The following is a 21,225-nucleotide window of genomic DNA, read 5'->3' on the forward strand; positions in this document are numbered from 1 at the left end:
TTTACGCTCTCTTGACCATCGGACGTACAACTTTCCGCAGGTTCCATGAACCCTCTGGCGCCGCCGTGACCAGCGGTCTTTCAATGGTCGGCACCATGGCGATGCAGCTGCCGTTCATCCGAGCGAGCCGGATGACAAGGACCGCTTCCCACCCCGCCGGCGAGCCGCGCGCCGACGACGAGGTGCTGCTCGACGCGCCCGACGCGCGACTGAGCCCGGCGCTGGTCGCCGCCGCCCGGGGCGACCACGGACCGGCCGCGGGGCTGCTCCTGGCCACCCGCGCGGCGGGCGAGTGGGAGCGGCGCGACCGCTACGTGACCCGGCTGGCCGCCTTCGCGCGCTCCCGCCCCGAGTGGCTGGACGCCTGGCTCGCCACCTCCCCGAAGGACCCGGACGCGCTGCTGGTCGGGGCGCAGCTGGCGGTGGACCGCGCCTGGCGGTCACCGGCCCGGGCCGAGGCGCTGCGCGAGGTCAGCCCGCTGATCACGGCGGCGGCCCGGGGTGACCAGCGGGACCCGGTGCCGTGGCGGCTCGCGCTCGACCACGCCCGGGGCGCGCAGGCCGGGCACACGTACTTCGAGGAGCTGTGGGCGGCGGCCGTGCGCCGGGCCCCGCACCACTACGGCTGCCATGTGGCGGCCCTGCGCTATCTGGCCACCTACTGGCACGGCTCGCACCACGAGTGCTTCGACTTCGCCGACCGGGCCGCGCAGGACGCGCCCGCCGACGCGCTCGTCCAGGCGCTCGGCGTGCGGGCGGCCTTCGGCTACCTCACCGACGGCTGCGGGCCCGAGGTGCCGCGCGAACGGCTGGACGCGGCAGCCGACCGGGCCATCGCGCTGTCCCCCCGGCTGCCGGCGGCCGACCCCTGGCCCGCCCGGATGCGGAACCTGCTCCTCTTCGTCCTGGTGCGCCTGGAGCGCTGGCCGGACGCCGCCGAGCAGCTGCGGCTGAACGGCCCGTACGCCACCTCCTTCCCCTGGGACCAGGTGTCCGACGACCCGCTCGGCCACTTCCTCCGGGTGCGCGACGACGTCCGCACCGCGGTCGCCGGCGAGCCCTCCGGGCATCCACGGAGTGAACGGGGCGGACGAGTCCGCTCCGGCGACCATTAGGCTTTTGCGTCGTGACCACCGTCCGGCTCCCCCTCTTCCCCCTGAACTCGGTGCTGTTCCCGGGGCTCGTGCTCCCGCTCAACGTCTTCGAGGAGCGGTATCGCGCCATGATGCGCGAACTGCTGAAGACGCCGGAGGACGAGCCGCGCCGGTTCGCCGTCGTGGCGATCCGCGACGGCCACGAGGTGGCCCCGAGCGCGCCCGGCATGCCCGACCCGACGGCCCTGCCCGAGCGGGGGCCGCTGGCCGGCTTCGGCCCGGACCCGGCCAAGGCCTTCCACAAGGTGGGCTGCATCGCGGACGCGGCGACGATCCGGGAGCGCACCGACGGCTCCTTCGAGGTGCTGGCGACGGGCACGACCCGGGTGAAGCTGCTGTCGGTCGAGGCGTCCGGCCCCTTCCTGACGGCCGAGCTGGAGCCGCTGGCGGAGGAACCCGGGGACGAGGCGGCGCCGCTGGCGGAGGGGGTGCTGCGGTCGTTCCGCCAGTACCAGAAGCGGCTGGCGGGCGCGCGGGAACGGTCCCTGACGACCGGCGCCGATCTGCCCGACGAGCCGGGTGTGGTGTCGTACCTCGTGGCGGCGGCGATGATGCTGGACACCCCGACCAAGCAGCGCCTGCTCCAGGCGCCCGACACGGCGTCCCGCCTGCGCGACGAGCTGAAAGTCCTTCGCTCCGAGACGGCGATCATCCGTAGTCTGCCGTCGTTGCCCGCGTCGGACCTGACGCGGAGCCCGACGAGTCTCAACTGAAGCGGACCGGGATGGCGAAGAAGACGAAGAAGCAGCAGTCCGGCGGCACTCCGGCGACGGTGGCCCTCACGGCGGCGGGAGCGGAGTACACGGTCCACTCCTACGACCACGACCCCGCGCACCCCTCCTACGGCGAGGAGGCGGCCGAGGCGATGGGCGTCTCCCCGGACCGCGTCTTCAAGACCCTGGTGGCGGACGTCGACGGCACGCTGACGGTCGCGGTCGTCCCGGTGGCGGGCCAGCTGGACCTGAAGGCCCTGGCGGCGGCGGTGGGCGGCAAGCGCGCGACCATGGCCGACCCGGCCCTGGCGGAACGCACGACGGGCTATGTCCGGGGCGGCATCTCACCCCTGGGCCAGCGCAAGAAGCTCCCGACGGTGCTGGACGCGTCGGCCGCGTCCCACCGAACGATCTGCGTGTCGGCGGGGAGGAGGGGCCTGGAGGTGGAACTGGCGCCGGAGGACCTGGCGAAGCTCACGGAAGCGGTACTGGCCCCGATCGGCCGGCCATAGCTGTTGCTCAGCCGCGGGCCGTCGTGCCGCCAAGGGCGGCACGAGTGGGCGCAGCACCAACGCCGGGCACCTACGCGGCAGGCGGCGCCCCATACGGCCCGTCAGCGAACTCCGGCTCAGGATCCCGAGGCCCGAACAACGCCGTGAGCCCCAGATGCAGCACCAGCGCGGCAAGCGGCCAGGCCAGCAACGCCCCCTTCGCGCCCAGCTTCAGCGGCGCCGAGAACGTCACCCCCTTGCCCACCTCCCGCGCATGGGCGACCACGTCCTCCGCGGGACCGAGCCACACCCCGAGCCGCCACGCCAGCAACGACCCGAGCAGCCCCCCGACGGCCAGCCCCACCACCAGCGGCACACCCCCACGCCGCCGCAGCAGGAAGACCACGAGCGCGCTCACGACCCCGAACGCCAGCCCGAGCAGGGTGAACGTGCCGTCCACCCCCACGGCCTGCTCCCCCTCGGTGTCCTTGAGGTAGACGACCCAGTTCCCGTCCACCACGTCACCGACCAGCGGAACGTGCGGCGCGAGCCACCACCACAGCGCACCCAGCAGCACCCCACCGAGCGCCACGGCCAGGGCGACCACACCGGCCTCCCGCACTTCCGTCTTCATGCCGGGGCCGTCCTGTCCGTACCAGCCGTGCGCGTCGTACTCGGCGTACTCGGCCTGCTGGGACCCGGGGGCCTCAGCCCCGGGGGCCGCGGCCGGCGGCTGCCACGAACCCTGTGCGGAACGTTCGTGCGGTGGCGGTGGCGGAGTCAGTGGTGCGGTCACCCTGCCATCGTGCCAGGCCCGCCTGTGCCCCGCGTCACCGGACGATCCCTCCCCGCTCACCGGACGGCCGCCCGGCGGTACGCCCAGGTCGCCACGGCCAGGGAGACCACGCCCACGGCCCCGCACACCGCGAGGTCGCCGAGGACGAACGCCCAGTCGGGATCCGGCCCGAACGTGCGCGCGAACGCCTCCACGCCGTAGGTCGACGGCAGCAGGTCCCGCGTGAAGCGGACCACCTCCGGCATCCGGTCCGCCGGCAGCACGCCCAGCAGCAGCGCAGCGGACATGCCCAGCTGCCCGAGCAGCGTGGCCAGCTCCGGCCGGGGCGCGAGCAGCCCGAGCGCCGCCCCCAGCCCGGCGAGCGCGGCGCCCGCCAGCGGGATCACGGCCACCAGGATCCACAGGTGCGCCAGCGGCAGCCCGAACAGCACACAGCCGAACACGGCCGTCACGACCGTTCCGGGCACGGTGAACGAGGCGTACGCGCCCGCCGCGCCGAGCACCACCGCCGCGGGCGGCACCGGCAGGGTCGCGTAGTGGTCGAGCCCGCCGCTGGCCCGCAGCTGCCCGAAGTACTGCGCGAGCAGGTTCAGCGCGACGAACGCCACCACCAGGACCGACGAGCCGGCGACGACCGCCTGCGCCTCGGCCCCGTCGTCCACGACCCCGCGCATCAGGATCATGATCCCGACCGACTGGAAGGTCGCCACGAACAGCAGCGGGATCCGCGCGACCCGCGCCCGGGACAGCTGCGCCCGGTACACGGCCGCCAGCGACGGCCACAGCCGCGCCCGAGGTCCGAGCTCGGCCGCGCACGCGGCGGGCTCCTCCACGGCCAGGGCACCGCCCGGCAGGACATCGGCGGGTACGACACTCACGTCGCGCTGCTCCCCTTCGTCGGGTCCACTGCGGCAGTCGCCCTGTTCGGTACGTACGCGGCGGCCCACGTACTCAAGGCCTCGGTGTTCCGCACGTTCCTCACGCCTTCACCAGCCCCTGCTGCGCGGCACCGCCCAGGGCCAGGTACACGTCCTCCAGGCTCGGCGTGGCCAGCGTGAAGTCGTCCAGGGCGGCGAAGGCGGCCCCTCCGGTGACAGTGGCGACGACCGCCCGCGCCTCCTCCGGTCCGAGCCGGAGCGTCCAGCGGCGGCCCGACTCCACGGCACGGTCCCGCAGCGCGGCCACCTCCGGCACGTGCAGCGGCGCCGCGTCCCGCCACACCAGGTCGACGCGCACCTCACCGGCGACCTGTTCCTTCAGCCCGGCCGGGGTGTCGCAGGCGATCACCCGACCCCGGTCCAGGACGGCCACCCGGTCCAGCACCGTCTCGGCCTCGATGACGTTGTGGGTGACGAGCAGCACGGTCGTCCCGCGCTCGGCCCGCCGCCGGTCCACCGCGGACCACACGGCCCGCCGCGCCACCGGGTCCATGCCGGTGGTGGGCTCGTCGAGCACGAGCAGCGGCCGCTCCCCCACCAGCGCGGCGGCGAAGCACGCCAGCCGCCGCTGGCCCCCGGAGAGCTTCTTCAGCGGGCGTCCGGCCAGCGGGGTGAGGCCCAGCTCGGCGAGGACGTCGTCCCGCTCGGCCCGCGCCCGCCGGACGTCCAGGCCGCGCAGCCGCCCGGTGGTCTCGGCGGCGAGCGACACGGTCAGTTCGTCGAGGGCGGTCGACTCCTGCCCGAGGTAGGCGAGGATCCGCGCGGCCCGCTCCGGGTGGCGCACGATGTCGTGCCCGAGGATCTCCACGCTGCCGGTGTCGGGCCGCATCAGCCCGGTGAGCTGCCGGACGAGGGTGGACTTGCCGGCGCCGTTCGGGCCGAGCAGGCCGAAGATCTCGCCGCGGCGGATGTCCAGCCGTACGTCGTCCGTGGCCCGGACCTCGGGCGTGCCGGGCGCGCCGCGGCGGCCCCGGACCGCCGGGTAGGTCTTGGTCAGCCCGCGCACCGCGCACACGATGTCGCCATCGTGCCGAAATGCCTGTGCCGCGCGCGTACTCACAAGGGACGAGACTACGGGGTCGGCGACCCCGGTCCGCTCTCGGGTCGGTCGACAACGGGAAATCCGTCGGCAAAGTCCTCAGTCGCCGACCGGGGCGTGCTCCACGCCCGTGCGCACGCCGATCTCCTTCCAGAAACCGGCCCGGATGGCGTAGCGGTCGCGTTCGTCGATCTGGTCGTCCTTGTGGGCGAGGAGGCCGAAGCGGGCGGCGTAGCGCAGCAGCTCGCCGTCGACGCGGTGCGGGATGCGCGGGTACATCCCGGACAGTTTCTGCAGGTGGCTCTGGTCGCCGAGGCGTTCCACCCAGCGCCGGGCGAAGACCTGCCCCACCTCGTAGGGGTCGCCGCCGACGGTGGTGATGTCCTCCTCGCGGTCGGCCCAGCGCTGCTCGGCGGTGGTCAGCTGGGCGAGCGTAGGCATCGAGGCGGCCTCGGGGGGCTCGACCGGGGGCCGGTCGACCCAGCCTTTGTCGGAGGACCAGCGGAGGGTGGCGGAGGCGGGGGGCTGGGCGGGCTGGGTGCCGGGGGCGCGCAGGGCGGCGAGGTCCTTGGGCGTGGGGACCCCTTTGGCGGCGGGCAGCCGTTCCTCGCTGCCGTTCTGACCGGGGCCGGTCGCCGGGTGCTGGGGTTGCGGGGCGGGCCGCTCGGGCGGGGCGGAGAGGGCGGAGTCGGGCAGCGGCGCGGAGAGGATCGCGGCGATCTCGGGCCGGGGCGCGGGCTGCGGGGCGCACGCCCCGGTGTACTCCTTGGCGCGGACGGCCTTGGTGATCCACGTGCGGTCGAGGACGCGCCGCTCGTCGGCCTCGGCGACCAGGTCCTCGGACTGGTTGTAGTCGCCGTCGGCGGCCTGCACGGCCCACAGGTGGACGGCGACGCCGTGCTCCTTGGCGGCCATCATGCCCGGCAGCAGGTCGCCGTCGCCGGTGACGAGGACGACGTCGGAGCAGGCGCGGTTGCGGGCCAGCTCGGTGAGCTCGGCGTGCATGGCGGCGTCCACGCCCTTCTGCGCCCAGCGGCCGTCGCTGCGGGTCAGCGCGCCCAGCCGGACGGTGACCCGGGGCATCACGCGCAACCGGCGGTGCTCGGGCTGCGGGACGCGGTCGGGGGCGCCGTCGAACCAGTAGATGCGCAGCAAGGGCTGCTGCGTGTCGGACTCGGCGCGCTCACGCAGCCCCTGGATCAGGGCCGTGTGGTCGACGGTGATGCGGGACCGCGAGGGCTCCCCGGCGAGGAGGCTCGCCGCGGCTCCCAGCAGATACCCGGCGTCCACCAGGACGATGCAGCGGTCCACGCGACTCACCCTCTTCCCAGGAGGTTTGCTTCGGGCTTGCTTCGAGTCTGCCCGACGGCGCGGAGGTTAACGGCCGGAACTCGATCTTCGGCGTGGCGTTTCGCGCCACCCCGCTCCGACTCCCCCTGTCACGCAGGGTAATTGTCCGACATGCGATCGTTGTCGGCCTGTGTGAATCTGGTCCCGGCCCTGGCCCCTAGATCCCCCACAGGAGGCATCACCATGGCCAAGAACAAGAACCGTGACCGTAAGCAGCAGCGTCCGACCGAGCGCGGTCAGCGGGCGGACCGCAGCCCCGCGGCAGAGGCGGAGCCCCAGACCGAGGTCGAACTGACCCCCGGTGACGTGGCGTCCCGCAAGCGGAAGCGCAGCTTCGGCCACAACTGACGTTCCGCGGGAAGGGTTTGTGACCCACGCGCATACGTGAGGGGCGTACCAGGTACCGGGTACGCCCCTCACGCGCGTCAAGAGCCGGTCAGCCCGCCAGGCAGGACGGCCCGAGCAGCACCTTCAGGTCGCCGAAGAGCGCCGGGTCGGGCTTCACCCGGTGCCGGTCCAGGCGGAGCACGGTCGTCTTGGTCGGTCCCTGGAGCTTGATCCGGACCTCGCTGTCGCCCTTGTGGTGGCTGAGGACCTCGCCGAGCCGGCTCACGAGCGGCGGGGTGACCCGGGTGGCCGGAATGGTGAGGACCACGGGCGCGTTGGTGCCCGCGTTCGACAGGTCCGGCACCATCAGTTCCATCGCGACGAGCCGCGGCACGTCCTCGCGCTTGTCGAGGCGGCCCTTGACGAACACCACGGCGTCCTCGACGAGTTGGGTCGAGACGAGCTGGTAGGTCGCCGGGAAGAACATGCACTCGATCGAGCCGGCGAGGTCCTCGACGGTGGCGATGGCCCAGGCGTTGCCCTGCTTGGTCATCTTGCGCTGCAGGCCGGAGATGATGCCGCCGATGGTCACCACGGATCCGTCGGAGTAGTCACCCCCGGTCAGCTGGGAGATGCCCGCGTCGGCCTTGTCGGACAGGATGTGCTCCAGGCCGAACAGCGGATGGTCGGAGACGTACAGACCGAGCATCTCCCGCTCCTGGGCGAGCAGATACGTCTTGTCCCACTCCTCGTCGGTGAACTGCACGTCCAGGCCGAAGCCGGGCTCGCTGCTCTCCTCCTCGCCCATGCCGCCGAAGAGGTCGAACTGCCCCTCGGCCTCCTTGCGCTTGACCGCGACCACGTTGTCGATCATCGGCTCGTACTGCGCGGTGAGGCCCTTGCGGGTGTGGCCCATGGCGTCGAAGGCGCCGGCCTTGATCAGCGATTCGGTGGTGCGCTTGTTGCAGACGACCGCCTCGACCTTGTCGAGGTAGTCCGGGAAGGAGGTGTACTTCCCCTTGGCCTTGCGGCACCTGATGATCGACTCGACGACGTTCGTACCGACGTTGCGGACGGCGGAGAGGCCGAAGAGGATCACGTCGTCGCCCTGGGCCGCGAAGTTGGACATCGACTCGTTGACGTCCGGCGGGAGCACCTTGATGCCCATGCGGCGGCACTCGTTGAGGTAGACGGCCGACTTGTCCTTGTCGTCCTTCACGGACGTCAGGAGCGCGGCCATGTACTCGGCGGGGTGGTTCGCCTTGAGGTACGCCGTCCAGTACGAGACGAGTCCGTACGCGGCGGAGTGCGCCTTGTTGAACGCGTAGCCGGCGAAGGGGACCAGCACGTCCCAGAGCGCCTGGATGGCCTCGTCGCTGTAGCCCTTCTTGCGGGCTCCCTCCTGGAAGAGGACGAAGTTCTTCGCCAGCTCCTCGGGCTTCTTCTTGCCCATCACGCGGCGGAGGATGTCGGCCTCGCCGAGCGAGTAGCCGGCGATGATCTGGGCGGCCTTCTGCACCTGCTCCTGATAGACGATCAGGCCGTAGGTGACGTCCAGGACCTCCTTGAGCGGCTCCTCCAGCTCGGGGTGGATGGGCGTGATCTCCTGCTGGCCGTTCTTGCGCAGCGCGTAGTTCGTGTGGGAGTTCATGCCCATGGGGCCCGGGCGGTACAGGGCCGACACGGCGGAGATGTCTTCGAAGTTGTCCGGCTTCATCAGCCGGAGCAGGGAGCGCATGGGCCCGCCGTCGAACTGGAACACGCCGAGGGTGTCGCCGCGCTGGAGCAGTTCGAAGGTCGTGGGGTCGTCCAGCGGCAGCGACAGCAGGTCGATGTCGATGCCCTTGTTGGACTTCACCATCTTGACGGCGTCGTCCATGATCGTGAGGTTGCGCAGGCCCAGGAAGTCCATCTTCAGCAGGCCGAGCGACTCACAGCTCGGGTAGTCCCACTGCGTGATGGTCACGCCGTCGGTGTGCCGCACCCAGACGGGCACGTGGTCGGTGATGGTCTCGCTGGACATGATCACGCCGGCGGCGTGCACGCCCATCTGCCGCACCAGGCCCTCGACGCCCTTGGCGGTGTCGATGACCTTCTTCACGTCCGGCTCGTTCTCGTACATCGCCCGGACCTCGCCCGCCTCCGAGTAGCGGGGGTGGTTCGGGTCGGTGATGCCGTCCAGGTTGATGCCCTTGCCGAGGACGTCGGCGGGCATGGCCTTGGTGATGCGGTCGCCCATCGCGTACGGGTAGCCCAGCACGCGCGCGGAGTCCTTGATCGCGTTCTTGGCCTTGATGGTGCCGTACGTGCCGATCATGGCGACCTTGTCCGCGCCGTACTTCTCCGTCACGTAGCGGATCACCTCGACGCGCCGGCGCTCGTCGAAGTCGATGTCGACATCGGGCATGGAGATGCGCTCGGGGTTGAGGAACCGCTCGAAGATCAGGCCGTGCGGGATGGGGTCGAGGTCGGTGATGCCGAGGGCGTAGGCGACGATCGAGCCGGCCGCGGAGCCTCGGCCGGGGCCGACCGCGATGCCCTGCTTCTTGGCCCACATGATGAAGTCGGCGACCACGAGGAAGTAGCCCGGGAAGCCCATCGAGATGATGGTGTCCATCTCGTACTCGACCTGCTTCATGCGGTCGTCGGGGATGCCGTCCGGGAAGCGGCGGTGCATGCCGCGGATGACTTCCTCGCGGAACCAGCTGACCTCCGTGTACCCCTCGGGGATGTCGAACTTGGGCATGAGGTCGCGCTTCTCGAACATGCCCGTGGTGTCGACCATCTCGGCGATCAGCCGGGTGTTGGCGCAGCCCTCCTGCCAGGCGTCCGAGGAGTCGATGGCGTACATCTCGTCCGTGGACTTCAGGTAGTAGCCGGTGCCGTCGAACTTGAAGCGGTCCGGGTCGGAGAGGTTCTTGCCGGTCTGGATGCACAGCAGCGCGTCGTGGGCGCCCGCCTCGTGGGCGTACGTGTAGTGCGAGTCGTTGGTGACCAGCGGGGGGATGCCGAGCTTCTTGGCGATCTCCAGGAGGCCGTCGCGGACCCGGTGCTCGATCTCGATGCCGTGGTCCATCAGCTCCAGGAAGTAGCGGTCCTTGCCGAAGATGTCCTGGTAGTCCGCGGCGGCCTTCAGGGCCTCGTCGAAGTGGCCGAGGCGCAGCCGGGTCTGCACCTCGCCGGAGGGGCAGCCGGTGGAGGCGACGATCCCCTCGGACCACTGGGCGATGGTCTCCTTGTCCATCCGGGGCCACTTCTGCAGCCAGCCCTCGGCGTACGCGTCGGAGGACAGCCGGAAGAGGTTGTGCAGGCCGGTCTTGTTCACCGCCCACATCGTCTTGTGGGTGTAACCACCGGAACCGGAGACGTCGTCCCGCTTCTGGTGCGGCTGGCCCCACTGGATCTTGCGCTTGTTGCGGCGGGACTCGGGCGCGACATACGCCTCGATCCCGATGATCGGCGTGATCCCGGCCTTCTGCGCGGAGTGGAAGAAGTCGTACGCCCCGTGGAGGTTGCCGTGGTCGGACATGGCGATGTGGGTCATGCCCATCTCGTTGCACGCGTTGAACATGTCCTTCAGCCGCGCGGCACCGTCCAGCAGCGAGTACTGGGTGTGGACGTGCAGGTGCGTGAACGGCGGCTTCGACACGGCTGCGGCCTCCAGGGAGAACGTGGGTCTGATGGGGCCCGACAGGCTGCGGACAGTCTGGGGGACAGCGACGAAGTCTATGCCTCGACAGTGACACGCGGAGGGCTGACCCGCGTACCTTCGGGCGAGGGTCGCGGGCACTCCCGCGGGCCGCCGCACGTTACGCAGGGGACGGACCAGCCGTCCCCGAAACGTCCTGCACCAGGAGGCACCCAGCGATGTCGTTCCCCCAGCTCAACGACGAGCAGCGCGGCGACGAGATCCTCGCCGTCTTCGACACCGCCTTCGGCGAGCTGCTGGCCGCCGACCCGGCCGCGTTCCGCGTGAAGTTCCGGAAGATGGCGGCCTCGGCCTTCGCCTTCTACCGGGGTACGGCCTGCCTCTTCTACCGCGATCTCGACCAGGAGGGGATACTCGGCGGCCCGTACCTGGACGAGCGCACCTCGCGCGTGTGGATCCACGGCGACCTCCACGCGGAGAACTTCGGCACGTACATGGACGCGAACGGCCGCCTGATCTTCAACGTCAACGACTTCGACGAGGCCTACGTCGGCCCCTTCACCTGGGACCTGCAGCGCTTCGCCGCGTCCATCGCGCTGATCGGCTACGCCAAGGCGCTCAGCGACGAGCAGATCACCGAGCTGGTGCGGGTCTACGCGGGTGCCTACCGGGAGCGGATCCACGCCCTGGCCACGGGCGCGAAGAGCGACGAGGTCCCGCCGTTCACGCTGGACACCGCGCAGGGTCCGCTGCTGGACGCGCTGCGTGACGCCCGCTCGCTGACCCGCTTCGGCCTGCTGGAGTCGATGACGGAGATCCGCGACTTCGAGCGCCGCTTCGCGCCGGGCGGCGGCTCGGTCGAGCTGGACGCGGCCACGCGCTACAAGGTCCTCGCCGCCTTCGACGGCTATCTGGAGACGCTCCCGGACAGCTCCCTGGCCCGCCCGGACTCCTACCGCGTGAAGGACGTCGTCGGCCGGCGCGGCATCGGCATCGGCTCGGCGGGGCTGCCGTCGTACAACATCCTCCTGGAGGGCCACAGCGACGCCCTGGAGAACGATGTCGTGATCTACATCAAGCAGGCCCAGACCCCGGCGGTCTCCCGGCACATCACGGACCAGGCGATCCGCGACTACTTCCAGCACGAGGGGCACCGCACGGTCATCTCCCAGCGCGCGCTCCAGGCGCACGCCGACCCGTGGCTGGGCTGGACGGAGCTGGACGGCGCGGGCCAGCTGGTCGCCGAGATCTCGCCGTACGCGGTGGACCTCGACTGGGGCGACATCGACGACCCGGAGGAGATCGCCCAGGTGGTGGCCGACCTCGGCCGGGCGACGGCCACGATGCACTCGGCGGCGGACGACCAGTCCGGCGAGTCCCTGGTGCCGTTCTCCACGGAGCGGGCCATCGACGCGGCGATCGCGGCCGACGAGGACGGCTTCGCGCCGCTGCTGGTCGACTTCGCGCACAGCTACGGCGCACGCGCGCGTGCCGACCACCAGATCTTCGTGGACCTGTTCCGCAACGGCCGGATTCCGGGTCTGTGACGGAAAGACCCTTCACAGGCATCCTTTAGGGGTCCCTTACCGGCCCCCGTGACAGACTCTCTTCTCGCTATGGACATATCCGGGATCCAGCTCAGAGCCGTGCGCGCGGCGCTGTTCACGGCCGTGGTCGTGACGCTCAGCACCGCGTCGCACGTGCTGCTGTCCCGGGTCCCGCTCCCGCTGGGCACGGTGGCCGGGGTCGCCGCCGCCGTGTTCCTGATCGCGTACGCCCTGGCGGGCCGCGAGCGCTCCTTCGGGAGGATCGCGGCCCTGCTGATCCCGCTGGAACTGGCCGCCGACACGGTGTTCACCACGGGCCAGCACGCCTGCTACGGCCGCGCGGGCGGCCCGGTCGCGGGCCCCCTGCGCTCGGTCGGCCTGGACGTGCTGTGCGGCGGCGGCGAGGTCGGCACCCCGCTGGCGCGCATGGCCGGGGCCACGGGCACCGAGCGCCTCGCGGCCGCGGTCGCCCACGCGGACCCGGCCACCGCCTGGCTGCTGCTCGCCGCGCACCTCGGCGTCGGTCTCCTGGCCGCCGTGTGGCTGCGCCGGGGCGAGCGGGCCCTGGCCGAGCTGCTGCGGGCCGTTGCGGCGACGTCGTTCCGGCCGCTGCTGCTGGCGGTCGCCGCGGTGACGGCGCGCAGGCGACCGGCAGGGCGCCGGCTGCCGTCGCGTGCCGCCGACCGCACGCCCACCGCCCGCGAGCTGGTCCTCGCGTACTCCCTGGGACGGCGCGGACCGCCGTGCTCGCCCGCCTTCGCGTGAGGCACACGCCTCCTCGTGAGGCACACGCCTTCGCGCAGGGCGTTTTCGAGCACCCGCAGTCCCCCTTACGTATCCCGCACACGAGTGTGCGCGTCCCCGACGGAGAACATCACCATGAGCAAGAGGAACAGCCAGGCGGCGAAGACGGCGGCCCGTGAGCGGCTGCGCGTCGAGCGCGAGCGCGAGGCCAAGCGGGCCAAGGCCAAGCGGCAGATCATCGTCGCCGGCTCCATCGTCGGCGTCCTGGCGATAGCCGGCGGCATCGGCTACGCGGTCGTCCAGACCAACAAGCCGACCCACTGGGAGGCGGCGAAGGACGACAAGGTCGTCGCCCCCGCCCACACCACGGGCACCGACGGCACCACGGTCGTCATCGGCAAGGCCTCGGCGAAGAAGACCCTCAAGGTCTACGAGGACCCGCGCTGCCCCGTGTGCGCCCAGTTCGAGCAGACCGTCGGCCCGACCCTGAAGAAGGACGTCGACGACGGCAAGTACAAGATGCAGTTCATCGGCGCCACGTTCATCGACAACAAGGACAACGGCGAGGGCTCGAAGAACGCGCTGAGCGCCCTGGGCGCCGCGCTCGACGTGAGCGACAAGGCGTTCCTCGACTACAAGGCCGCGCTGTACTCCGCGAAGTGGCACCCGGACGAGTCGACCGACAAGTTCAAGGACGACAGCTACCTCATCAAGGTCGCGAACACCGTCCCGGAGCTGAAGGACAACAAGAAGTTCCAGGACGCGGTCGAGAAGGGCACCTACGACGCCTGGGCGATGGCCATGTCGAAGACCTTCGACGACAACAAGGACGGCGTGCAGGGCACCCCTTCCTTCGTCATGGACGGCAAGCAGCTCACCGCCGACAGCCAGGGCACGCCGCTGATGACGGTGGCCGACTTCAACCGGGTCGTGGGCGAGGCCCTCAAGAAGTGACGGCAGGCCGGGGACCGGCCGGCATGTGAAGAGCGGGCGAACTTCCGGAGTTCGCCCGCTCTGGTGCATACCGATCAGTAACCTGATCGGTCGTGACCAGTCGATACAGATCATCGAAGCCGTCCGAGGGCCTCAACTCCCTCGCCCCGCGCCGCCGTACGGTCGTCAAGGCCGCGGCGGCGACCGCTGTCCTGGCCGGGCCGCTGGCGGCGACCCTGCCCGCGCGCGCCGTCGACCAGGCCCCCGCCTTCCTGCACGGCGTGGCCTCCGGCGACCCGTTGCCGGACGGCATCCTGCTGTGGACCCGTGTGACGCCCGTCCCGGAGGCGATACCCGGCTCCGGGCTCGGCCCGGACACCGAGGTGAGCTGGGTGGTCGCCAGGGACAAGGCGTTCACCACCGTCGTCGCCAAGGGCTCCACCACCGCGACCGCCGCCTCCGACCACACCGTGAAGGCCGACATCCGCGGCCTGGAGCCGGCCACCGACTACTGGTTCCGCTTCTCCGCCGGCGGCACCGACTCCCCCGCCGCCCGCACCCGCACCGCCCCGGCGCCCGACGCGGCCGTCGCGAACCTCCGCTTCGGCGTGGTCTCCTGCGCCAACTGGGAGGCCGGCTACTTCTCCGCGTACCGTCATCTCGCGGCCCGCGGCGACCTGGACGCCTGGCTGCACCTCGGCGACTACATCTACGAGTACGGCACCGGCGAGTACGGCACCCGCGGCACGGTCGTCCGTCCGCACGCCCCGGCCCACGAGATCGTCACGCTCGCCGACTACCGCGTCCGGCATGCCCGTTACAAGACCGACCCGGACCTCCAGGCCCTGCACGCGGCGGCCCCGGTCGTGGCGATCTTGGACGACCACGAGTTCGCCAACGACGCCTGGTCGGGCGGCGCCGAGAACCACACGGAGGGCGCGGAGGGCACCTGGTCCGCCCGCCGGGCCGCCGCCAAGCAGGCCTACTTCGAGTGGATGCCGGTGCGCCCGGCGATCGCGGGCACGACCTACCGCCGGCTGCGCTTCGGCAAGCTGGCCGACCTGTCGCTGCTGGACCTGCGCTCGTTCCGCTCGCAGCAGGTCAAGGTCGGCGACGGTGAGGTCGACGACCCGGACCGCACGCTCACCGGCCGGGCCCAGCTCGACTGGCTCAAGGCGGGCCTGAAGGCGTCCGACACCACCTGGCGGCTGATCGGCAACTCCGTGATGATCTCGCCGTTCGCGATCGGCTCGCTCTCCGCCGACCTGCTGAAGCCGCTGGCCAAGCTGCTGGGCCTGCCGCAGGAGGGCCTCGCCCTCAACCCCGACCAGTGGGACGGCTACACCGACGACCGCCGCGAGATCCTGGCGCACCTGCGCGCGAACGCGATCCGCAACACGGTCTTCCTCACCGGCGACATCCACATGGCCTGGGCCAACGACGTGCCGGTGGACGCCGGCACGTATCCGCTGTCCCCGTCGGCCGCCACGGAGTTCGTCGTCACCTCGGTCACCTCCGACAACCTCGACGACATCGTCAAGGTCCCACAGGGCACGGTCTCCGCGGTCGCCGCGCCGGTCATCCGCGCGGCCAACCGGCACGTCCACTGGGTCGACACCGACCGCCACGGCTTCGGCGTCCTGGACATCACCGCCGAGCGCGCGCAGATGGACTACTACGTCCTGTCCGACCGCACGAAGCGCGACGCGACCGCCACCTGGTCCCGCTCGTACCGCACCCGCAGCGGCACGCAGAAGGTCGAGCGCACCTACGACCCGGTGTAGCCGCTGCTACAGGGTTTCGAGGAAGCCGAGCGCCACCCGCCAGGTGGCCTCGGCCGCCTCCTCGTCGTAGTCCGGCAGGTCGGGGTCGGTGTACAGGTGGCCGGCCCCGGCGTACCGGTACACCTCGACGTCGGCGCCCGTGCGGCCCATCTGGAGGTACCAGGCGCTGAGCCAGTCGTCCGTCTCGAAGGGGTCCGGCTCGGCCACGTGCAGCTGGACCGGCAGCTCGTCCACCGTGACGCCCGGCGCGATGTCCGACGTGCCGTGCAGGAGCAGCAGGCCGCGCGCCTTGTCGTCGCCGAGGGCGAGGGTCTGGGCGACGGAGGCGCCGAGCGAGAAGCCGGCGTACACCAGCCCGCGCTCCGAGTAGGGCGCGGCGGCGAGCACGGCCCGCTTCAGCAGCTCGTCCTTGCCGATCTTCTCCTTGTGCTCCATGCCCTCCTCAACCGTCTCGAACGTGCGCCCCTCGAAGAGGTCGGGCGTCCACACCTCGTGTCCGGCCGTGCGCAGCCGGTCAGCGGCCTGGCGCACCGCGGGCCGCAGACCGAAGGCCGAGTGAAAGAGCATGATGTTCATGAGGCCATGGTGCCAGCCGGGTGTGACGAGGCCACTTCGCGGCACTACCCACGCCGCCGCGCAAGTCACATGTTCATGCCCCCCGTGAGCCGGTTAGGTTCGGTGGCATGGAGAACCTGCTACGACCGCTGATCGTGGTCGGTGGCTCGGTCGTGCTCACGCTGGTGATCGGCTGGGCCACCGACTTCCTGCTGCGCAAGGCCGACGAACGGCACCACGACACCCCGCTGTGGGGGCTGCTGCGCCGTGGCCGCATCCCGTACCAGCTCGTCCTCCTCGCGGCCCTGCTGAGAGGGTCCTACGACGAGGCGCAGCTGCTGGAGAGCCGCCGCGAGGGCATCGGCCAGACACTGACCCTGGTGCTGATCGGGTCGACGGCCTGGCTGGTGATCCGTATCGCCGCGGCGATCGTCGAGACGTCGTACAGCCGGTACGCCAATGCGCGGGCCCACCGCGACCCGGCCCGGGTCCGCCGGGTGCGCACCCAGGTGACGCTGATCATGCGGGTGGTGTCGGCGATCGTCGGTGTGGTGGCGGCGGCGAGCATGCTGCTGACGTTCCCGGCGTTCCGCGCGGCGGGTGCCTCGCTGCTGGCCTCGGCCGGCATCCTCGGCATCGTCGCCGGTGTCGCCGCGCAGTCCACGCTGAGCAACATGTTCGCGGGGTTCCAGATCGCCTTCGGCGACATGGTGCGCATCGGGGACACCGTGGTCGTGGACGGCGAGTGGGGCACGGTCGAGGAGATCACGCTGACGTTCCTGACCGTGCGCACCTGGGACGAGCGCCGGATCACCATGCCGGTGTCGTACTTCACGTCCAAGCCGTTCGAGAACTGGTCGCGCGGCACGCCCCAGATGACCGGCACCGTCTTCTGGCACGTCGACCACACGGCGCCCGTGGAGGCGATGCGCGAGAAGCTCCGCGACATCCTGCGCGAGTGCCCGGCCTGGGACGGCCGCGCCTACGACCTGTCCGTCACGGACACCACCCCGAACACCATGCAGGTGCGGGCCCTGGTGACGGCGAAGGACGCGGACGACATCTGGACCGCGCGGGTCACCGTCCGCGAGCGGATGCTCCGCTGGCTGTCCGAGGAGCACCCGTACGCCCTGCCCCGGGTCAACACGGCGGACGCGATCCTGCCGCCGTCCCGGAACGGCAACGGCCACCGCCCGTCCCCGGACGGCGTCCCGAACCAGCAGCGCCGCTTCCACGGCTCGGCCCGCCCGGAACGCTAGAAGGACACAGGAGGGCTGCCCCTGGAAGGGGCAGCCCTCCTGTTGCTGCTTCGCTCAGTGACCGCGCTCGGCGCCGCCGTTGACCTGGATGATCTGGGAGGTGATGTGCCCGGCCTCCGGGGAGGCGAGCCAGTGCAGGGTCTCGGCGACGTCGGCGGGGGTCCCGGCCCGGCCGGTCGAGGTCTCCCCGACGAGCCGCGCCCGCCGCTCCTCGGCCATCGAGTCGCCGAAGAACTCGGTGTCCTCGATGTAGCCGGGCGCGACGACGTTCGCGGTGATGCCGCGCGGCCCCAGCTCCCGCGCCAGATCGTGGGCGTACGGGTGCAGCCCCGCCTTGGCCGCCGCGTAGGCCCCGCTCCCGGATCCCCGGTAGGCGGCGATCGAACTCAGGAACAGCACCCGGCCACCGGGCTCGGCGAGGCGCGGCTTCAGCGCCTCGGTGAGCAGGACGGCGGTCAGGGTGTTGAGCCGGAAGTTCACGTTCCAGGTGTGCGCGACGGCCTCCAGCGGGTCGTCGCCCGGGGCGTCCGGCTCCAGCAGTCCGTTGCCTCCGGCGCTGTGCACGAGCACGTCCACGGAGCCGAACTCCCGTTCCACGAAGGCGGCGACGCCCCGCACGTCGTCCGGCTCGGCGAGATCGGCCGCGTACGTCAGAGCGCCGGGCACCCCGGCCTTCTCCAGCACCGCGGCCCGCCGCCCGAGCAGCAGCACCCGATCCCCGCTCGCGGCGAATGCCCGGGCCGCCGCCAGCCCAATTCCGGTACCTCCACCACTGATTACAACATTACGTGCCATACCGACGACCCTACGACGCCCCAACCCCCCACCGTCAAACGCCGGCTCACCGCAGACTACGGACGTCGAGATGCCGCAGCACCCGGTCCACCACCTCGGGATCCGCCCCGGGCTCACTCCGCGCCGCCAGCACCTCGTGCCGCGCCGCGCTCAGCATCTCCTGCTGGATCCGCCGCACCCGCTTCACGCGCCGCGCCCGCTCCCGGTACGCCTCCCGCCGCTCGTCCTCCGCCAGTTCGGGACTGATCCGCACCCCGATGTCGAAGGCCCGCCGCAGCATCTGCTCGGAGAGGTCCTCCGGCAGCTCCTCGTCCTCCTCGATCTCCCGGAGCCTCCGCTTCGCCGCCTTCGCCGCCCGGATGGCCAGGGCCTTCGCGAACTCCTTCTCCTGGTCCGTGTCGGCCTTCACCCCGAGCCGCCGCACCAGCCACGGCAATGTCAGCCCCTGCACCACCAGCGTCGCCATGATCACGCCGAACGCGATGAAGATGATCTCGTCCCGGCTCGGGAAGGGCGCCCCCGAATCCGTCTCCAGCGGAATGGCCAGCACCAGCGCCACCGACGCCACCCCGCGCATCCCGGACCACCACATCACCACGGTCTCGCGCCAGCTCACCGGGATGTCCTCGTCGTAGTCCCGCCGCGCGTGCAGCCGCTTGGTCAGCCACGTCGCCGGCAACAGCCACAGCAGCCGTACGAGGACGACCACGCACACCACCAGCGCCGCCCACCCGAGCAACTGGCCCCACCGGCCGGCCGCGGTGTGGATGGCGTTGTGCAGTTCGAGCCCGACCAGCCCGAACGCCACACCGGTGACGAGGGTGTCGACGATGTTCCAGAAGGTGTGCCCGGCCAGCCGCGTCATGACGTCGTCGGCGTCGGAGCCGTACTCCGCGAGGAACAGCGCGGTGGTGAGCACGGCGAGCACCCCGGAGCCGTGCAGCTCCTCGGCCATGACGTAGGAGGCGTACGGCACCAGCAGGGTCAGCCCGATCTGCAGGGTCGCGTCCCCGAGCAGCTCCATCAGCTTGTTCGCGCCCCAGCCCAGCGCCAGGCCCACGGCCACCGCCACCACGGCCGACAGCACCAGGTCGAGCCCGGCCTTCCAGGGCGAGAACGTCCCGCTGACGGCGGCGGCGATCGCCACGTGGTAGAGGACGATGGCCGTCACGTCGTTGAAGAGCCCCTCGCCCTCCAGGATCGACACCAGCCGGCGCGGCAGCCCCAACTGCCCGGCTACGGCCGTCGCCGCGACCGGGTCGGGCGGCGCGACCAGCGCGCCGAGGGCGAACGCCGCGGCGAGCGGCAGCCCGGGCACGATCGCGTTGGCCGCGGCGGCCACGCAGGCCATGGTGACGAACACCAGGGCCACGGCCAGCAGGAAGATCGGTCTCTTGTTCGCCGCGAACTGCCGCCACGAGGTGCGCCGTACGGCGGCGTACAGCAGGGGCGGCAGCAGCAGCGGCAGGATCAGGTCCGGCGGGATGTCGACGTTCGGCACGAAGTCGAGCAGGGCGAGGACTATGCCCAGCAGCGTCATCAGCACCGGCGCGGGCATCCCGAGCCGGTCCCCGACCGGGACGCTGATCACGGCCCCGAGCAGCAGCACGAACAGCAGGGCCAACTGATCCACGGTCAGCGCTCCGGGAGGTCGGACGTTCACACGACTGACCTCAAGCCTGCCACGCAACTGCGAGGACAAACCGCTTCGGCACCCACCGCGAAGGGCTAGAGCGAGCGCCGCATCCCCCGGTGCGGAATGCCCGCCTCCAGGTACTCCGGCCCGTACGGCTCATAGCCGAGCCGCTCGTAGAACCCCAGGGCATGCGTCTGCGCGTGGAGGTCGACGGCCGTGAGGCCCCGCGCGCGTGCCGCGTCCTCGATGGCCCGCACCAGGGCGGCCCCGACACCGAGCCCGCGCGCACCGCTCGTCACGGCGAGCCGGCCGAGACAGCCCACGGACGGATCGGCTCCGGTCTGCGCCACGGCCGCCTCCCCGAACAGCAGCCGCCCGGTCCCGAGCGGCACGCCGTCCTCCCGGACCGCCAGCACATGGACGGCCCCGGCGTCGTGGGCGTCGTACTCCAGGTCCTCCGGCACGCCCTGCTCGCCGACGAAGACCTCCTTGCGCACCGCGAAGCAGGCCTCACGGTCGGCCGGGTCCTCGGCGACCCGCACCACGTACCCCGGGGTGCTCACGCGTAGGTCTCCTCCCGGACCTGGTCGAGGGCCTTCTGCAGGTCCTCCGGGTAGTCGCAGGAGAACTCGGCCCACTGCCCGTCCCCGGGGTGCTCGAAGCCGAGCCGCACCGCGTGCAGCCACTGGCGGGTCAGACCGAGGCGCTTGGCGAGCGTCGGGTCGGCGCCGTAGGTCAGGTCGCCGACGCAGGGGTGCCGGTGAGCGGCCATGTGGACGCGGATCTGGTGCGTGCGACCCGTCTCCAGCTTCACGTCGAGCAGGGAGGCGGCGCGGAAGGCCTCGATGAGGTCGTAGTGCGTGACGGACGGCTTGCCCTCGGCCGTGACCGCCCACTTGTAGTCGTGGTGCGGGTGCCTGCCGATGGGGGCGTCGATGGTGCCGCTGGTCGGGTCGGGGTGGCCCTGGACGAGGGTGTGGTACCGCTTGTCGACCGTGCGCTCCTTGAACTGGCGCTTCAGCGACGTGTACGCGTACTCGGACTTGGCGACGACCATCAGCCCGGACGTGCCGACGTCGAGGCGGTGGACGATGCCCTGGCGCTCGGCGGCGCCGGAGGTGGAGATCCGGTACCCGGCGGCGGCCAGGCCTCCGATGACGGTGGGCCCGGTCCAGCCCGGCGACGGGTGCGCCGCGACGCCGACCGGCTTGACGATGACGACCACGTCATCGTCGTCGTGCACGATCTCCATGCCCTCGACCGGCTCGGCCACCACCTGCACCGGCGCGGGCGCCTGCGGCATCTCGACCTCCAGCCAGGCGCCGCCGTGCACGCGCTCCGACTTGCCGACCACCGACCCGTCGACCGTGACCTTCCCCGCGGCGGCGAGCTCGGCCGCCTTGGTACGGGAGAAGCCGAACATGCGGGAGATGGCGGCGTCGACGCGCTCGCCCTCCAGGCCGTCGGGCACGGGCAGGGTACGGATCTCGGGAATCGTGCTCACCCGTCGAGTAT

At 71.6% G+C, this 21,225-nt stretch carries 19 protein-coding genes; 9 read left to right on the forward strand and 10 right to left on the reverse strand.

What is annotated here, in order from left to right; translation table 11 throughout:
* Positions 1–83: 83 nt before the first annotated feature.
* The 3 genes from C1703_RS09675 to ybaK are packed head-to-tail and all read left to right on the forward strand — an operon-like array spanning position 84 to position 2,379.
* Positions 84–1,115 carry a hypothetical protein gene (locus C1703_RS09675; protein WP_114251519.1) on the forward strand — a complete coding sequence of 344 codons (1,032 nt, stop codon included), beginning with the start codon at positions 84–86 and terminating at the stop codon, positions 1,113–1,115.
* 11 nt (positions 1,116–1,126) lie between these two features.
* A complete protein-coding gene (locus C1703_RS09680; protein WP_114251520.1) occupies positions 1,127–1,867 on the forward strand; it encodes an LON peptidase substrate-binding domain-containing protein in 741 nt (246 codons plus the stop codon).
* Positions 1,868–1,878: 11 nt separating this feature from the next.
* On the forward strand, positions 1,879–2,379 hold the full coding sequence (gene ybaK / locus C1703_RS09685; RefSeq protein ID WP_114251521.1) for a Cys-tRNA(Pro) deacylase: 501 nt from the start codon (positions 1,879–1,881) through the stop codon (positions 2,377–2,379).
* 70 nt (positions 2,380–2,449) lie between these two features.
* On the opposite strand, the gene C1703_RS09690 is transcribed toward ybaK, so the two are convergent.
* The 4 genes from C1703_RS09690 to C1703_RS09705 form a co-directional block, all read right to left on the reverse strand.
* On the reverse strand, positions 2,450–3,154 hold the full coding sequence (locus tag C1703_RS09690) for an AAA family ATPase (RefSeq protein ID WP_114251522.1): 705 nt from the start codon (positions 3,152–3,154) through the stop codon (positions 2,450–2,452).
* A gap of 56 nt (positions 3,155–3,210) precedes the next feature.
* Positions 3,211–4,032 carry an ABC transporter permease gene (locus C1703_RS09695; protein WP_114257355.1) on the reverse strand — a complete coding sequence of 274 codons (822 nt, stop codon included), beginning with the start codon at positions 4,030–4,032 and terminating at the stop codon, positions 3,211–3,213.
* A gap of 100 nt (positions 4,033–4,132) precedes the next feature.
* Entirely contained in the window at positions 4,133–5,107 is a 975-nt protein-coding gene (locus C1703_RS09700; RefSeq protein ID WP_114251523.1) for an ABC transporter ATP-binding protein, read from the reverse strand.
* A gap of 123 nt (positions 5,108–5,230) precedes the next feature.
* Positions 5,231–6,442 (reverse strand): NYN domain-containing protein, encoded by a 1,212-nt coding sequence (locus C1703_RS09705; protein ID WP_114251524.1) that lies wholly within the window; start codon positions 6,440–6,442, stop codon positions 5,231–5,233.
* A 222-nt stretch (positions 6,443–6,664) separates the two neighbouring features.
* Between C1703_RS09705 and C1703_RS09710 the strand changes: the two genes are divergently transcribed.
* Positions 6,665–6,829 (forward strand): hypothetical protein, encoded by a 165-nt coding sequence (locus C1703_RS09710; RefSeq protein WP_232840439.1) that lies wholly within the window; start codon positions 6,665–6,667, stop codon positions 6,827–6,829.
* An 88-nt stretch (positions 6,830–6,917) separates the two neighbouring features.
* On the opposite strand, the gene dnaE is transcribed toward C1703_RS09710, so the two are convergent.
* Positions 6,918–10,457, reverse strand: coding sequence for a DNA polymerase III subunit alpha (dnaE, locus tag C1703_RS09715; protein WP_114251526.1), 3,540 nt, complete (start codon positions 10,455–10,457; stop codon positions 6,918–6,920).
* 218 nt (positions 10,458–10,675) lie between these two features.
* On the opposite strand from dnaE, the gene C1703_RS09720 reads away from it, so the two are divergent.
* The 4 genes from C1703_RS09720 (at position 10,676) to C1703_RS09735 (ending at position 15,465) form a co-directional block, all read left to right on the forward strand.
* A complete protein-coding gene (locus tag C1703_RS09720) occupies positions 10,676–12,004 on the forward strand; it encodes a DUF2252 domain-containing protein (RefSeq protein ID WP_114251527.1) in 1,329 nt (442 codons plus the stop codon).
* Between the two features lie 69 nt (positions 12,005–12,073).
* Positions 12,074–12,769, forward strand: a complete 696-nt coding sequence (locus C1703_RS09725; RefSeq protein WP_114251528.1) for a hypothetical protein — start codon at positions 12,074–12,076, stop codon at positions 12,767–12,769.
* A 114-nt stretch (positions 12,770–12,883) separates the two neighbouring features.
* Positions 12,884–13,702 (forward strand): thioredoxin domain-containing protein, encoded by an 819-nt coding sequence (locus C1703_RS09730; RefSeq protein WP_114251529.1) that lies wholly within the window; start codon positions 12,884–12,886, stop codon positions 13,700–13,702.
* A 92-nt stretch (positions 13,703–13,794) separates the two neighbouring features.
* Entirely contained in the window at positions 13,795–15,465 is a 1,671-nt protein-coding gene (locus C1703_RS09735) for an alkaline phosphatase D family protein (RefSeq protein WP_114251530.1), read from the forward strand.
* Positions 15,466–15,471: 6 nt separating this feature from the next.
* Here the strand turns inward: C1703_RS09735 and C1703_RS09740 are convergent, their stop codons facing one another.
* Positions 15,472–16,041, reverse strand: coding sequence for a dienelactone hydrolase family protein (locus C1703_RS09740; RefSeq protein ID WP_114251531.1), 570 nt, complete (start codon positions 16,039–16,041; stop codon positions 15,472–15,474).
* A gap of 107 nt (positions 16,042–16,148) precedes the next feature.
* Here C1703_RS09740 and C1703_RS09745 point away from each other — a divergent pair, with 107 nt between their 5' ends.
* Positions 16,149–17,279, forward strand: a complete 1,131-nt coding sequence (locus C1703_RS09745) for a mechanosensitive ion channel domain-containing protein (RefSeq protein ID WP_114251532.1) — start codon at positions 16,149–16,151, stop codon at positions 17,277–17,279.
* A 54-nt stretch (positions 17,280–17,333) separates the two neighbouring features.
* Here the strand turns inward: C1703_RS09745 and C1703_RS09750 are convergent, their stop codons facing one another.
* From C1703_RS09750 to C1703_RS09765, 4 genes are all read right to left on the reverse strand, one after another.
* Entirely contained in the window at positions 17,334–18,074 is a 741-nt protein-coding gene (locus C1703_RS09750) for an SDR family oxidoreductase (RefSeq protein ID WP_114251533.1), read from the reverse strand.
* Positions 18,075–18,120: 46 nt separating this feature from the next.
* On the reverse strand, positions 18,121–19,707 hold the full coding sequence (locus C1703_RS09755; RefSeq protein ID WP_114251534.1) for a Na+/H+ antiporter: 1,587 nt from the start codon (positions 19,705–19,707) through the stop codon (positions 18,121–18,123).
* Between the two features lie 95 nt (positions 19,708–19,802).
* A complete protein-coding gene (locus C1703_RS09760) occupies positions 19,803–20,273 on the reverse strand; it encodes a GNAT family N-acetyltransferase (protein WP_114251535.1) in 471 nt (156 codons plus the stop codon).
* On the reverse strand, positions 20,270–21,214 hold the full coding sequence (locus tag C1703_RS09765) for an RluA family pseudouridine synthase (RefSeq protein ID WP_114251536.1): 945 nt from the start codon (positions 21,212–21,214) through the stop codon (positions 20,270–20,272). Before C1703_RS09765 ends, C1703_RS09760 begins: the two co-directional genes overlap by 4 nt.
* Positions 21,215–21,225: the final 11 nt, after the last annotated feature.

This window comes from Streptomyces sp. Go-475, from assembly GCF_003330845.1.
GTDB lineage: Bacteria > Actinomycetota > Actinomycetes > Streptomycetales > Streptomycetaceae > Streptomyces.

What these genes read in the sequence shown, in the direction of transcription:
- C1703_RS09675 (WP_114251519.1), top strand. Translation starts at nt 84, where the DNA reads ATGGTCGGCACCATGGCGATGCAGCTGCCGTTCATCCGAGCGAGCCGG.
- ybaK (WP_114251521.1), top strand. Translation starts at nt 1,879, where the DNA reads ATGGCGAAGAAGACGAAGAAGCAGCAGTCCGGCGGCACTCCGGCGACG.
- C1703_RS09740 (WP_114251531.1), bottom strand. Translation starts at nt 16,041, where the DNA reads ATGAACATCATGCTCTTTCACTCGGCCTTCGGTCTGCGGCCCGCGGTG.
- C1703_RS09745 (WP_114251532.1), top strand. Translation starts at nt 16,149, where the DNA reads ATGGAGAACCTGCTACGACCGCTGATCGTGGTCGGTGGCTCGGTCGTG.
- C1703_RS09720 (WP_114251527.1), top strand. Translation starts at nt 10,676, where the DNA reads ATGTCGTTCCCCCAGCTCAACGACGAGCAGCGCGGCGACGAGATCCTC.
- C1703_RS09750 (WP_114251533.1), bottom strand. Translation starts at nt 18,074, where the DNA reads ATGGCACGTAATGTTGTAATCAGTGGTGGAGGTACCGGAATTGGGCTG.
- C1703_RS09710 (WP_232840439.1), top strand. Translation starts at nt 6,665, where the DNA reads ATGGCCAAGAACAAGAACCGTGACCGTAAGCAGCAGCGTCCGACCGAG.
- C1703_RS09725 (WP_114251528.1), top strand. Translation starts at nt 12,074, where the DNA reads ATGGACATATCCGGGATCCAGCTCAGAGCCGTGCGCGCGGCGCTGTTC.
- C1703_RS09730 (WP_114251529.1), top strand. Translation starts at nt 12,884, where the DNA reads ATGAGCAAGAGGAACAGCCAGGCGGCGAAGACGGCGGCCCGTGAGCGG.